Annotated in this window: 12 protein-coding genes and 1 pseudogene; 11 read left to right on the plus strand and 2 right to left on the minus strand. The window is 59.3% G+C overall.

The annotated features are described in order from the left end of the window. Nucleotides 1-11 precede the first annotated feature (11 nt). The 8 genes from ACFQNJ_RS14315 to ACFQNJ_RS14350 all read left to right on the plus strand — a co-directional run bounded on the left by ACFQNJ_RS14315 (nucleotide 12) and on the right by ACFQNJ_RS14350 (nucleotide 7560). On the plus strand, nucleotides 12-1376 hold the full coding sequence (locus tag ACFQNJ_RS14315; RefSeq protein WP_382258764.1) for a flavin-containing monooxygenase: 1365 nt from the start codon (nucleotides 12-14) through the stop codon (nucleotides 1374-1376). 18 nt (nucleotides 1377-1394) lie between these two features. Further along, nucleotides 1395-2324 (plus strand): bile acid:sodium symporter family protein, encoded by a 930-nt coding sequence (locus ACFQNJ_RS14320; protein ID WP_382258767.1) that lies wholly within the window; start codon nucleotides 1395-1397, stop codon nucleotides 2322-2324. After that, the gene (locus ACFQNJ_RS14325; protein WP_382258770.1) at nucleotides 2321-3370 is read left to right on the plus strand and encodes an SDR family oxidoreductase; all 1050 of its coding nucleotides are present in this window, start codon (nucleotides 2321-2323) and stop codon (nucleotides 3368-3370) included. The genes ACFQNJ_RS14320 and ACFQNJ_RS14325 overlap by 4 nt, the downstream gene beginning before the upstream one ends. After that, a complete protein-coding gene (locus ACFQNJ_RS14330; protein ID WP_382258773.1) occupies nucleotides 3367-4293 on the plus strand; it encodes an EamA family transporter in 927 nt (308 codons plus the stop codon). The genes ACFQNJ_RS14325 and ACFQNJ_RS14330 overlap by 4 nt, the downstream gene beginning before the upstream one ends. Continuing rightward, nucleotides 4290-4583, plus strand: coding sequence for an acylphosphatase (locus ACFQNJ_RS14335; protein ID WP_382258776.1), 294 nt, complete (start codon nucleotides 4290-4292; stop codon nucleotides 4581-4583). The genes ACFQNJ_RS14330 and ACFQNJ_RS14335 overlap by 4 nt, the downstream gene beginning before the upstream one ends. 65 nt (nucleotides 4584-4648) lie before the next feature. Then, nucleotides 4649-5908, plus strand: a complete 1260-nt coding sequence (gene dcm / locus ACFQNJ_RS14340; RefSeq protein WP_382258779.1) for a DNA (cytosine-5-)-methyltransferase — start codon at nucleotides 4649-4651, stop codon at nucleotides 5906-5908. Nucleotides 5909-5920: 12 nt separating this feature from the next. Beyond that, nucleotides 5921-6376, plus strand: coding sequence for a very short patch repair endonuclease (locus tag ACFQNJ_RS14345; RefSeq protein WP_382258782.1), 456 nt, complete (start codon nucleotides 5921-5923; stop codon nucleotides 6374-6376). Further along, the gene (locus ACFQNJ_RS14350; RefSeq protein ID WP_382258785.1) at nucleotides 6373-7560 is read left to right on the plus strand and encodes a type II restriction endonuclease; all 1188 of its coding nucleotides are present in this window, start codon (nucleotides 6373-6375) and stop codon (nucleotides 7558-7560) included. Before ACFQNJ_RS14345 ends, ACFQNJ_RS14350 begins: the two co-directional genes overlap by 4 nt. Here the strand turns inward: ACFQNJ_RS14350 and ACFQNJ_RS14355 are convergent. Together ACFQNJ_RS14355 and ACFQNJ_RS14360 are read right to left on the minus strand one after the other, a co-directional pair. Further along, nucleotides 7550-9124: a GmrSD restriction endonuclease domain-containing protein gene (locus tag ACFQNJ_RS14355; RefSeq protein WP_382258788.1), complete on the minus strand. Its 1575-nt coding sequence runs from the start codon at nucleotides 9122-9124 to the stop codon at nucleotides 7550-7552. The genes ACFQNJ_RS14350 and ACFQNJ_RS14355 overlap by 11 nt on opposite strands. Nucleotides 9125-9831: 707 nt before the next feature. Continuing rightward, complete coding sequence (locus ACFQNJ_RS14360; RefSeq protein WP_382258791.1) at nucleotides 9832-10926, minus strand: flavin monoamine oxidase family protein; 1095 nt, start codon at nucleotides 10924-10926, stop codon at nucleotides 9832-9834. Nucleotides 10927-11005: 79 nt separating this feature from the next. Here ACFQNJ_RS14360 and ACFQNJ_RS14365 point away from each other — a divergent pair, with 79 nt between their 5' ends. The 3 genes and pseudogenes from ACFQNJ_RS14365 to ACFQNJ_RS14375 all read left to right on the plus strand — a co-directional run. Next, a complete protein-coding gene (locus ACFQNJ_RS14365) occupies nucleotides 11006-11686 on the plus strand; it encodes a glutathione S-transferase (protein WP_382258794.1) in 681 nt (226 codons plus the stop codon). Between the two features lie 263 nt (nucleotides 11687-11949). Continuing rightward, nucleotides 11950-12324 (plus strand): helix-turn-helix domain-containing protein, encoded by a 375-nt coding sequence (locus ACFQNJ_RS14370; protein WP_382258797.1) that lies wholly within the window; start codon nucleotides 11950-11952, stop codon nucleotides 12322-12324. Next, nucleotides 12317-13522 (plus strand): annotated as a pseudogene (locus ACFQNJ_RS14375) (HipA domain-containing protein); the annotation flags it as partial. The gene ACFQNJ_RS14370 and the pseudogene ACFQNJ_RS14375, both read left to right, overlap by 8 nt. Nucleotides 13523-13894: the final 372 nt, after the last annotated feature.

A 13894-nucleotide genomic window follows, 5' to 3' on the forward strand; every position in this document is an offset into this window, starting at 1 on the left:
CAACAACAATGATGCGAGACAACCAAGCCCAGGCGGCAGCGGCCACCGGCCCTGCCATCACCGCCAACGTGCCCACCGACCAGATGATCGCCCTCATCGGTGCAGGTCCCTCGGGCCTCGCCGGTGCGCGCAACCTGCAAAAGCTCGGCATCCCCTTTCAGGGCTTCGAGGCGTACAGCGATGTCGGCGGCCTGTGGAACATCGCCAACCCACGCTCCACGGTCTACGAATCGGCGCACCTGATCTCCAGCAAGCGCACCACCGAGTTCACCGAATTTCCCATGCCCGAGGGCACGGCCGACTACCCCAGCCACCGCGAGCTGTGCCGCTACTTCAGCGACTTTGCCGACCACTTCGATCTGCGCCGGCACTTTCGCTTCAACACCCGCGTGCTGCGTGTGGAGCCGGTCAACGACCAGCCCGAATCATCCTGGCGCGTGACCGTGCAGAACCCCGATGGCAGCCAGGACAGCGCCGTCTACAAGGGTGTGGTCATCGCCAACGGCACGCTGGCCGAGCCCAACATGCCCGCGTTTGAAGGCCGGTTCGACGGCCAGTTGCTGCACACCTCGGCCTACAAGCACGCCGAGCAGTTCAAGGGTCAGCGCGTGCTCATCGTCGGCGCCGGCAACTCGGGCTGCGACATCGCGGTCGATGCGGTGCACTACGCCGCCAGCGTCGACATTTCGGTGCGCCGGGGCTATTACTTCGTGCCCAAGTACGTCTTCGGCAAACCGGCCGACACGCTGGGCGGCAAGAAGCCGCTGCCGCCCTGGCTCAAGCAGAAGGTCGACAGCATCGTCCTCAAGTGGTTCACCGGCGACCCCACACGCTTCGGCTTCCCCAGGCCCGAGTACAAGATGTACGAATCGCACCCGGTGGTCAATTCGCTCATCCTGCACCACCTGGGCCATGGCGACATCCGCGTGCGGCCCGACATCGCCCGCTTCGACGGCCACACCGTGCACTTCAAGGACGGCACCCAGCAGGACTACGACATGGTGCTGGCCGCCACCGGCTACAAGCTGCACTACCCCTTCATCGACCAGGCCCACCTCAACTGGCAGGGCATGGCGCCGCAGTTGCACCTGAACATCTTTGCCCCGCGCTGGAAGCGCCTGGCCGTGCTGGGCATGATCGAGGCCAGCGGCATCGGCTGGCAGGGTCGCTACGAACAGGCCGAGCTGGTGGCCCGCTTCTTCAAGGGGCTGGATGGCGGTACCCCGGCCGCGCAGCGCTTCGAGGCCGCCATCCAGGGGCCGCCGCCGGATATGTCCGGCGGCTTCAAGTACCTCAAGCTCGAACGCATGGCGTACTACGTCCACAAGGACACCTACCGCGCCGCCGTGCGCAACGCCGCGGCCGCGCTGGCCTGATACCACCGGGAGACCCTCATGCTGCCTGTGGACGAGATCCAGCTCAACTTCAACCCCGCCTCGCTGGCGCTGCTCAATGTGGTGCTGGGCTTTCTGATGTTTGGCATCGCGCTGGACACCCGGGTCGATGACTTCCGGCGCGTGCTGCGCATGCCCTGGGCCATCTCCGTGGGCATTGCGGCGCAGTTCATCGTGCTGCCGGCGGTCACCTACGTGCTCACCCGCGTGCTGGAGGTGGGCCCCAGCATCGCGCTGGGCATGATCCTGGTGGCTTGCTGTCCGCCGGGCAACGTGTCCAACATCCTCACCTTCCGGGCCAAGGGCAATGTGGCACTGTCGGTGTCCATGACGACCATCTCCAACGCGATTGCCATCGTCGTCATGCCGCTGAACTTCGCGTTCTGGGGCAGCCTGCACCCCGAGGCCTCGGTGCTGCTCAAGACCATTGCGCTGGACCCGCTGGAAATGGTCGGCCACATCGTCGCCATCATCGGCCTGCCCTTTGTGCTGGGCCTGTGGTGCGCGCACCGTTTCCCGGCCTTCACCGCCCGCGTCAAGCGCGGGGTCAGCATCTTCAGCTTCGTGGCCCTCATCGGCTTCATCATCGGCGCCATTGCTGGCAACTGGCGCTTCTTCCTGGACTATGTGGGCCTGGTGCTGCTGGCTGTGGTCATCCACGACGCGCTGGCCTTCGGCACCGGCTACGTCTGTGCCCGCGCCACCGGCCTGCAGGACTATGACCGCCGCGCCGTCAGCATCGAGGTCGGCATCCGCAACGCCGGCCTGGGCCTGGTGCTGATCTTCAGCTTCTTCGGGGGCCTGGGCGGCATGGCCGTGGTGGCCGGCGTCTGGGGCTTCTGGGACATCATCGCCGGCCTGGCGCTGGCCGAATGGTGGGGCCGCCGCCAGCCCCAGGGTGCCTCCACCGAACAGACCGCACAAGCATGAACAGCACCCACCCAGCGCCGTGCACCCCACGCGCGCGCCGCATCCTCATCACCGGGGCCGACGGCTTCCTGGGCCGTGGCCTGGTGGCCGCGCTGACCCGCCGGCCAGAGACCGACGCCATCATCGCGCTGGACGTGCGCGAGGTACCCGCCGAACGCCAGCAACCCGGCGTCACCTACCGCGTGCAAGACGTGCGTGACCCGGCCCTGACCAGCACCCTGCAGGAACACGCCATCGACACCGTGGTGCACCTGGCCTCCATCGTCACCCCGGGGCGCGACTCCAACCGCGACTTTGAGTACGACGTCGACGTCAACGGCACCCGCAACGTGCTCACCGCTTGCGTGGCGCAAGGCGTGCGGCATGTGGTGGTGTCTTCCAGCGGCGCGGCCTACGGCTACCACGCCGACAACCCCGCCTGGCTGACCGAATCGCACCCGCTGCGCGGCAACCAGAGCTTTGCCTACGCACACCACAAGCGCCTGGTCGAAGAGATGCTGGCCCAATGGCGCACCGACCACCCGCAGCTCGCGCAGACCGTGCTGCGCATCGGCACCATCCTGGGTGAGCGGGTCGACAACCAGATCACCGCCCTGTTTGAAAAACCCCGCCTGCTGGCCGTGAGCGGCAGCGACAGCCCCTTCGTCTTCATCTGGGACGAAGACGTGGCCGGCGCCATCACCCATGCACTGGACGGCGCCCCGCCCGGTTGCTACAACCTGGCCGGTGACGGCGCACTCACCATCCACCAGATCGCCGCCCGCCTGGGCAAGCGCACGCGCGATCTGCCCGCCGGCCTGCTCACCGCCGCGCTGGCTGTGGGCTCGCGCCTGGGCCTGACGCGCTACGGGCCCGAACAGCTGGACTTCCTGCGCTACCGCCCGGTGTTGCTCAACACCGCCCTCAAGACCGTGTTCGGCTACACCCCGCGCAAGACCAGCGCGCAGGCGCTGGATGGCTTTGTCCTGGCGCGCGCGCAGCAGGGCCGGCCGGTGCATGTGGGCGCACTGCCCGGCCCGCAGGCCCCGTATCAGGCCAAGGCATGAGCGCCACACCCACCCACCTCTCGCGCGGTGACCTGCTGCGCGCCCTGGGCGTCATCGTCATCTGGGGGCTCAACTTCGTCGTCATGAAGATCGGCCTGCAGTCGCTCAGCCCCATGATGTTGGGCGCTCTGCGCTTTGCTGCGGCCTCGTTGCCTTTTCTGCTGTTCGTGGGCCGCCCCGCGCTGCCTTGGCGCTTCATCGTGGCCTATGGCCTGGCGCAGGGCGTGGGGCAGTTCGGCCTGCTGTTCCTGGGCCTGCATCTGGGCATGACGGCGGGCATGGCCTCGGTCGTCATGCAGACGCAGGCCTTCTTCACCCTCATCATGGCCGCCACCGTGCTGGGCGAACGTGCCCGCCCCACCCAATGGCTGGGCCTGGTCATCGCCTTTGTCGGCCTGCTCATGATCGCCGGCGCCCACGGCGAAGGCGCCCGGCAAATGACGCTGGCCGGCTTCGTGCTCACGCTGGGCGCCGCCTTCATGTGGGCCGTGTCCAACCTGGTGGCCCGCCGCGCCGCGCAGGCCGGCGCCTACGAGCCCTTCCCCTTCATCGTCTGGAGCAGCCTGGTCCCCATCGTGCCCTTCCTGCTGCTGTCGGCCTGGGTGGACGGCACCGCCAGCATGGCCCAGCAGCTGGCCGGCTTCGATGGCCGCGCATGGTTTGCGGTGCTCTTCCTGGCCCTGCTGGCCACGCTGCTGGCCTACAGCCTGTGGACGAAACTGCTGCAACGCCACCCGGCCGGCCGCGTCACACCGTTCTCATTGCTGGTGCCGGTGGTCGGCCTGGTGGCCGCCATGACCTTCCTGGGCGAGGTGCCCACCCCCCTGCAATGGGCCGGCACCGCCACCGTGCTGGCCGGCATGGTGGTCAACCAGAGCGGGGGCTGGCGCATGTTCGTGCGGCGGCAAAATGCCACCGGATGAGCACCACGCACACCATCACCCGCCACCTGCGCATCACCGGCCGCGTGCAAGGCGTCTGTTACCGCGCCAGCATGACCGAAGAAGCAACCCGCCTGGGCCTGCAAGGCTGGGTGCGCAACCGGAAAGACGGCAGCGTTGAAGCCCTGGCCCAAGGCCCGGCCAGCGCCGTGCAAGCCCTCATCGACTGGGCTCGCCAGGGCCCGCGACTGGCGCGGGTGGATGGGGTGCTGGTGACGGCGGTAGAGGATGGCGTCACCCTCAGCGGATTTGTCCAACGGGAGATGGTGTAACTGTATATCTGTTCAGGGGGACAAGTAAGCGACATAATGTCGTCAATTATTCCCGCCTGAACATCATGATTCTCACCACTGCCGACGACCAGCCAGCCCTGAAGTACCTGAATGCAGCCCAAGCTGCATGGCCCGCCCTCGATATGGCGCGGCATTTCGGGGTCTCGTTAAGAACCCTCCAGCGCTGGAAGGCGGGAGAGATTGTTCCTCCCCGACACGTGGTGGCTGAACTCCAGCGCCTACTGGACTTTGGCGTGTCCAAAGCACCGTTGGGTGACTTTCGCTTCATCGATCTCTTTGCCGGGATCGGTGGCATCCGCCAGGCTTTTGAGTCCATCGGCGGCGAGTGCGTTTTTACCAGCGAGTGGGACGAATACGCCCAAAGAACCTACGCTGAGAACTATCCGGGCGGCCACCCGATCAACGGAGACATCACCAAGATAGAGGCGAGCGAAATTCCTGATCACGATGTCCTGCTCGGTGGCTTTCCATGCCAGCCCTTCTCGATTGCCGGAGTGTCAAAGAAGAATGCACTCGGCCGCGCTCACGGCTTCCAGGATGAAACACAAGGCACCCTGTTCTTTGATGTGGCGCGCATCATCGACGAGAAGCGTCCGAAGGCCTTCTTGCTGGAGAACGTGAAAAACCTGCAGTCGCATGACAAGGGCAGGACATTTGACGTGATCCAGCGCACCCTGAAGGACGAACTGGGTTACCAGATCCACTGCAAGGTGATCGATGGTGCGCACTTCGTACCGCAGCACCGGGAACGTATCCTGATTGTCGGCTTCCGTGATCCGGTCATCTTCGACTGGGACATGGTGGACCTGCCTCCCAAGGGCTCGCATCTGCTGGGAGAGATCCTCCACCGCGGAAAAGACGAGCCGTTCATTGAGGCCGATGGTGACAAGTACTTTGACCACAAGGCCGGGCGTGTGCTGGACAAGTACACGCTGACTGACAAGCTCTGGGCCTATCTGCAGGACTACAAAAAGAAGCACCAGGCCGCTGGTAACGGCTTTGGCTTCGGGCTGGTGACTCCCGACAGCGTGACTCGAACGCTGTCCGCCCGCTACTACAAGGACGGCTCGGAGATCCTTGTGAGCCAAGGCAGCAAGAAGAACCCGCGACGACTGACCCCTAGGGAGTGCGCTCGTTTGATGGGCTTCCCGGACTCATTCAAAATTCCGGTGTCTGATACCCGTGCCTACAAACAGTTTGGTAACTCGGTTGTAGTGCCTGTTATGGAAGCAGTGGCTCGTGCGATGCAACCGATGATTCTGGGGTCTTTGAATCAAGTGATTGATGAACGAATGGTCGCCTGAGGCATCTGAAAAATGACCGACATCGTTGATGCGGCGACACGAAGCCGGATGATGTCCGGTATTCGAGGGAAGAACACCAAGCCTGAACTCTTGGTTAGGAGCTTGCTTCACCAACTAGGTTTCCGTTTCCGTTTGCATCGGAAAGATTTGCCCGGTAAACCAGATATCGTCCTGCCTCGGCATAAAGCAGTCATTTTTGTGAACGGCTGCTTCTGGCACGGTCACTCGTGCAGATTATTTAAAACCCCCTCCACGAACACTGGCTCTTGGATCAAAAAAATTCGAGAGAATCAGAGCCGGGACGAAAGATGCTTGAAAGCACTACTTGGTGCTGGTTGGCGCGTTGCAGTCATCTGGGAGTGTGCATTGAAAGGTCAAGACTCGGATATTGCCGAGACGATAAATCAGATTTCTGAGTGGATAGTGGATGGAGGTGATTGGATGGAAGTGCAGGGGAAAGAGAAATGACAAAGATGTCGTCATATTTTTCTGGATTTGCCGCCAAACTTCTAAGCGCAGTTGATGCAACAAAGGCATCAAATCAGCACGAAATTGGATCTAATAAATTCACTGCAATTCTCGGTAACCCTGGGGCGGAGAAAATTAGATATAAAGCTAGGTATATAAAATTTGAGGATGTAGGCGAGCCGGAATCTTTAATCGACGAGGTCACATACTACGATACTAGACTCAATAAAACTGGTAGATCGCCTGAATATCGCCTTTATTACAAGAGCAACAGCGTTACCAAAAATTTGCGTGCGGGTGATCTGTGTATAGTTGCCAAGGCAATTGATGGAACGCTATTTATTATCTTTGCTGGCGTTGGTTCGGTGCATCAGCGTCGCCTATGCCACTTGTTCGACTTAAAGTTAAACAATGCTGCGTGGGAGATTGATAATTCAGTTAGTAAGAAAACGCTTGATTTGACTAGGGTTTACCTGTTGGAGGCTCTGGGAATTCAAGCAGTGGAACCTGCTGATGATTTGGCAGAGCGGGCGGTGGAGAAATTTAAGGGCCAGTTTCCAAGTACCAAAGACTTTTCGGATTTTGCTCGACTCAGTCTCGACAACGAGTTGACCGTGCATGATGATCCCGATTTTGCTTTGGAATCATGGATGGAACAGGAGGAAAGAATTTTCCGGGCCTTTGAAAAGAGAATTCTGGAATCAAAAATAAAGAGCGGATTCGCTGGAATTGATGAGTTTATTTCCTTCTCTCTTTCGGTGCAAAATCGAAGGAAATCACGGGTCGGGCATGCATTTGAGAATCACATCGAGGCTGCTTTGAAGGCGCTCGGTGTCAAGTATGTCCGTGGTGCAAGAACCGAGCGAAATTCGCGTCCTGATTTCCTCTTTCCAAGTGTGAAATCATATCGAGATTTGAGTGTGGGATCACCGCCCTTGAGGATGCTTGCCGCAAAAACTACATGCAAAGACCGATGGCGTCAGGTCTTGTCGGAGGCAGACAGAATCCCAACGAAGCACCTAATCACACTTGAGCCCGCCATATCGGAAAATCAAACTTCCGAAATGAAAGTTAAAGGCCTTCAACTCGTAGCTACCTCCTCGGTGAGGGCTACATATACGGAGTCTCAGAAAAATTGGATACTCACTTTTGGTGATTTTGTAAAGCTAGTAACTAGTTCTTGATGGTTTGATTGCAGTACGGATGCATCAGTTGACAGTTCTCGTCACTCCCATTTCCGCCATCTGCTACTCGAATTTTGTGATCGTAAGACACAGACTTCGAAGGATGCAAGAATCCTGAGCATTCAGGACACTTCAATGCAGAGGCAAGCGCCTGACGGATGTAAGTGGCACTCTTTGTGTCATCGCTGAATCTTATTGCAGCGTGATCGACCTCATTCTCTGACAACAAGACTTCAGATTTGAGGCCTGCTGCAGACACCAGATCTTCTCTAGTCATCACTTCGCCGTTCGCAAATCTTCGAATCATTGTTTCAAAAAGCTTGGCAATTACTTCTACCCGTTTTGTACTTCGGGTCTGCTGAGCTATTGATGCAAGAAGGCGCTTGTTTGCAATAATAAATGGCTCCATCTCTCCTCTGGCCTTTGAGAAAATGCGAAAGAATGCTACATCGTTATTTGCCAACTTCTCTGCGATTAGAAAGGCAATTCCCATGAATAAAGATGGGGAGTGTCGTCCACTTGGGCCATAGAAATAGACTGCTGGGTGCAGCCCCAAGCTCCCATCCTTGTTGCCGGTGATTCTGCTGGTTAATTTTAACGTCTGTCTCAAAGCCTTGACGGTTTCGCTACCATCTTCGTCGTCATTTAGTTTGTCTATCTCAATAACGCCTTGCTGAGTTCGGGTCGCGAACTGGACATAGCTTATTAGAAGCTCAAGCGCTGAACGTATTCCAGCACTTCCACCGAATGGAAGATCTAGTGTTTTGACAGGGTTTTGTGTATCGGGCTCAAATAGAAGCGAAAAAACTTCCTTTGAGTTTTGCTCTATGTCCCTTTTGAACTCGGACGAAAAGCGGGTCCAGTATTTGTGGCCTGAGCCAGCACGAATGATACTCCGCGCAGCGATCGCAGTGCTTTTTCTCCGGTTTTTGATTAGTAGTTCTTCAACTGAGTCGAGCGGTGTTCCCTGTGTATTTATCTTATAGAAAGAGCTTTCGGCTTTTTCTGCATTGCCTTCCACCCATTGCACCCGCAGCGAGCGTCGCGCCATGTTGCTGGCTCGTCTTAGTGAGTCTGAATCAGGGGTTGCATTAGCAGTGAGCAAACCCCTGAGATACTGATATGAACCTATACGTTTTTCTACAAGTCTTCTTGTGGTTTGAGCCGCACGCTTCTGAGAATCGGATATGTTTGGTCCAAAGAATTGAACCGAAATATGTTTATCGCCATAATCGTCTTCTATCCACGCACGAAGCGCGCTCAGTCGATGTCCCCCGTCAATTACGAAGAGATGTTGCTTAGATGGCCATAGAATTACGGCGGGAATTAACTCATTGTCGACAAAAGATTCTATTAGCTGAACAACTTGTTCTGGCGACCAGTGGTTTGTTTCTCGCTGAAAATCTGGTTTTCTAAGATTGGGGAGAATTAGCGAGTCACCTCCGAGGGACTGAAGATGTACGGTTTCAAATTTATCAGCGGACAGGCCTTGCTCTGAATCGTCAGGCAAGACAGCGAAATCGGCTCTCGGAATCATTGCATCAAGATTTACATATCGACTCATTCGAAATCCTTGTAGACGTACCTAAAAGCTGAGAAATCTCTGGATACCAGTGCTTTTTCTGCAACCGTCTGTGAATCGGCTAACAGCCAGTGTCGCTCGAAGAAACAACGGAGAGAAGGTCTTGTAGCATGGTGTCCGAGTACGATAGCACTATATGCTTTGTTCGGACATGGCCACACTGACGTCAACATGCTCTGCTAGCCGCATCACACTCTCTTAAGGATGTCTGGACTCTCTCCCGACTTGAGCTGCTACTTCTGCAGTTCGCTGCTCCACACACGTGGTTGCTAATGGCTAGGCACCATGTCTGTCGGCATATAAAGAGTAACCTTGTATCTTAGGGCAGAGGGGCGAATGACCATTCAACTACCACCACCTGCTTCAGCGAGGCGTCTTTTGCTTTGACCATGGCCCAACCCTGATGTTTAACGAGATTCCACTACTGCTAAGCAAGTAGTTGAACCCGGGCAACTGGAACTCATGTCACGTACTCCTACCGGAAACATAAGCGCATTTTCTGCTCTTCAACTGTTCCCAGTAGTATTCGTGGTGATGAGATCACTCATCATGCGGAGTGTGGCATTAACCGTGACCTTTTCGTGCGTGTTCAAAAACTTGTTGGCTCCAAAGCGGCACCATTCACCTACCACGGACGAGTAGCGTACGAGTCACACCAGGGGAGTCAGCCAATGAGTGTGACCTTCCGACTAGCTGATTGACAGCGCCCTCGTCCCCTCCGCAGCAGCATCAATCGCCCCCGCCACATAGCCAGGAAACAGCGACGACCATTCACTGGCAATGCCGGTGATCCGTCCATGCCATGGGCCATCCCCCGGGGCAGCCGGCGGGGCCGTGGCATGACCACCCGCAGACACGGTGTCGGCAGGCGTCGCCGTGAAGGCGTCGGTGGACCAGTCCTTCAGCCACTCCGCCGTCGGGTTCAAGGCCTCTGGCCCGAACAGGCGCCCCATCTGTGCGCGGCACAGATCGATGAGTGCCTTGGCAGGCAGGCGTTGCCGGGTGGCGGCGGGCACGCCGATGAAGCCGAAGATGGCCCCCAGGCCTTCATCAGCGGCAGACGCGTCGTGAATTTCGACCAAGGGGCCGGCGTAGCTGCGTGCGCCGCCCGACAGCCCCTGCGCCCGCCAGAAAGGCCGTGGGTACACCGCCACGTACTTGGCATGCGGCGCCATCCAGGTGGGGCAGTAGGCCCAGGCGCGGGCCAGAGGGTCGGGCAAGGGTGGCTCGAACCCGATGCGTTCCACCACCAGACGCGGGGGCATGGCCAGCAGCACATGGTGGGCCACAAACGCGTGCGCCTGCCCATCGTCCGTCATCGACTCGACCAGCGTGTGTGCCTCATCCAATGCCTGCATACGGCGCACGACATGACCCGTTCGGATCTTCTCGCCCGGCACCCGCGCCGCCAGCGCATCCACCAGGCGGGCCATGCCGCCGTCAATGCGCAGCGACGGCGCCAATTCGCCCTGCAGGCCCTCAAAGCGGCGCACGGGCGCTGTCGCGCTCTGCTCAAACACCATCATGCCGGCCTCATGCTGGCGGAAGGTGCGCAGGCCCAGCTGGCGGATCACCTCATCCAGCTGCGGCTGCATGTCGGGCCAGTACCACGTGGCCCCCAGGTCAAAACGGGCCTCGCCCGCCGACTCGGACAGCAGCCGCCCGCCCAGTCGGGTGCGGGCTTCCAGCACCACATAGTCGTGCAGGCCAGCCTGTTCCAGCAGATGGGCCGCATACAGGCCGCTCAGGCCACCGCCCACGATGACCACCGATGTTCTGTTCATGCCAAAAAACGTTCTCCGTGCAGTCCCGACAATATAGGCTTGCCCGAATACACCTGATGGTTGCCACCTGATCACTGCCATGGAGCCGCCACGCCCCCTGCTCTACACCTACCGCCGTTGTCCCTACGCCATGCGCGCGCGCATGGCCTTGCTGGTGGCGGGCATCGCATTCGACGCACATGAGATCGTCCTGCGCGACAAGCCCGCCGCGATGCTGGCTGCCTCACCCAAGGGGACGGTGCCCGTGCTGGTGCTGCCCAGTGGCCAGGTGCTGGAGCAGAGCTGGGACATCGTGCAATGGGCACTGACCCATGAAAGCGCAGATGCCGAAGCACAGGCCTGGTGGAGCAGGGCGCAGACCCCGGAAAACCTGGAGCTTCTGCAACGCAACGACGGCGATTTCAAACACCACCTGGACCGCTACAAGTACGCCGAACGGTTCACGCAGGACACCACAGACACGGCGACGACCGACAGGCGCACCTTCCACCGTGAGCAAGCGGTGGCCGTGCTGTTGCATGAACTGGAGCGTTGCCTGGCCGAGCACGACTTTCTGGGCGGCGCACAGCCATGCGCGGCCGACATCGGCATCTTCCCCTTCGTCAGGCAATTCGCCGCCGTGGACCCGGCGTGGTTCAACGCGCTACCCCTCGCGCGTGTCCAGGCGTGGCTGACCCACTGGCTGCAGAGTCCCCTGTTTGAAGCGTGCATGCAAAAGCTGCCCAGCCATGCGGAAGTGCGTTTCCCCGGTAGCGGGTGAGCACGCTGCGGCTGGTCGTGGCCCCGGCCCAGGCCAAGCAGTGCCGTCAGCGGCACTGCCTCAACCTTGGACCGCCACCCGAAATATTCCTGGATTCGTAGGAAATGTAGCCACTGGGTATAGAAAACATGAGTATGTTCCTTTTATCGCAGGAACTTGGTTGACAGAACGAACTGACTTGTTAAAAATTCCTTCGTTCGAAGGAATTTTTTGGCGCATCCCGCGGATTTTCAGGGATGGTTCCCATGAGTGCAGGAATATTTATGAACATCACTTTGACCTCCGTACTGGACGCCGGCGTTGCCGTCAGAACGCTGCGCAAGCGGGCAGGTATTCGCATCGACGACTTCGCACTCACCGCTGGGGTGAGCAAGCAGTTCATGACTGACCTGGAAAATGGCAAGGCGACCATCCAGATGGGCATGGTCCTGCAACTGTTGCATCGCCTTGGGGTGAAGCTTGCCCTGGAGCTTCCGGACTCCGAAGGGGCTTCCTACAGAGACGAGATGAGCAAGGCCTTGTCGCGTCAGGCGCTTCGTACCAACCCAAGGAGACGAACGAACCAGAAGCGCCCCATCCCGGCGAACGACCGTGGGTCAATAGAGGCCGACCCTGCGACAGGAGACCCCGATGCCTGATGCAGAGACAGAGCAGCTGCCTCAGGGAGGACGACGCCTCACAATCTTCATCAATCAGGTGCAAGTGGCCACCCTTCATGAGGACCAAGACCTTTGGACGCTTGCGTATCTGCCGTCATGGGCCACCCGAGAGGACAGCTTCGACCTTTGCCCCGCGCTGCCTCGCACCCAGCTGCTGAACCGTGATGGCGCCACGCTACGCCCGGTGCAATGGTATTTCGACAACCTGTTGCCCGAAGAGAAGCTCCGGGAGCTCATCGCCGCCGATGCAAAGCTGCGCAATCACGACGATGCCTTTGCGCTGCTGGAATACCTGGGAGCCGAGTCTGCAGGTTCGTTGACGCTGCTCCCCGAGGGTCAGGAGCCTCCGGCGCATCGTGCTCTGAAGGCACTGCCTTATGAAGAGCTGAGCCAGCGTATCCAGGAACTGCCACGCTCCACCCTGACGAAGCAAGCACCCAAGCGAATGTCCTTGGCAGGCGCACAACACAAGATGTTGGCGGTGCTCAAGGGCCAGGACATCTATGAGCCTGTGGGCTCCACGCCGTCGACGCACATCCTCAAGCCAGACCATCCTTCCAGCGAAACCTACCCCGCATCGGCTTACCTGGAATGGCTCACCATGAAGCTGGCGCACGCGGCCCGGCTTGATGTGCCGACGGTGGAGCTCTTGCATGTGCCTCAGACGGTTTACGCCATCGAACGGTTCGATCGCCGATTTGACCCGGCCGAGCTTGCACCACAGACCGCCGAAAGGCCTCCCGATGTACAGCGCGTCCACGTCATCGACGCGTGCCAGCTGCTCAACAAATCGCGCGTGTTCAAGTACGGGAAGAGCGTACAGGTCTTGCGAGAGATTTCACAGGCTTGCTCGGACAAGCTCACGACACCTGTGCTGCTCTTTCGATGGCTGGTTTTCAACCTGTTGGTGGCCAACGACGATTGCCACTTGAAGAACCTGTCGTTCCTGGTCAGCCCGGGGCGCGTCGACCTGTCACCGCACTATGACTTGCTGGCCACAGGGGTCTACCACACGCGCGCGTTCGCCGATGACCATGGCCTGTGGCCACACGTGCCGCTGGCCATTCACCTGTCGCAGGAAGTCGTTCGGTTGGATCAGGTGACGCCCGAGGCGGTACTGGCCGCCGGCCACTTGCTGGGGGTGCCTGAAAGACTGGCCATTCGGACAGTTCATGATGTCGTCACCCGTGTTCTGGGCGCCTTCGATGCCTTCTATGCAGAACACTATCCCGGGGAAGAGGGCTTGCTGCCGCAGCTCAGGTCTCGGGGCTTGAAGGCCGACGCAACCGGCGTAGCCGAGAGCGGGGCTGTAGACAGAGGAGCTTCACAAGACGTCCTCAAAGGAGCCAACACCGAGCCGCCGCCGCCCCAGGAAAGAGCGCAGCAGCTGAAAATCCTGAGAGTGCTTCGCCACATCGTGTTTGAACCGCCCCGGGAATTGAGGAGGCTCCAACGTCTGAGAATATGGAGCCATGACAAAGTCAAACAAGTTCTCACCCGAGGTCCGCGAGCGCGCCGTGCGCATGGTGCAGGAGCACCGAGGCGACTA

The organism is Hydrogenophaga bisanensis, assembly GCF_042665135.1.
Classification (GTDB): domain Bacteria; phylum Pseudomonadota; class Gammaproteobacteria; order Burkholderiales; family Burkholderiaceae_C; genus Hydrogenophaga; species Hydrogenophaga bisanensis.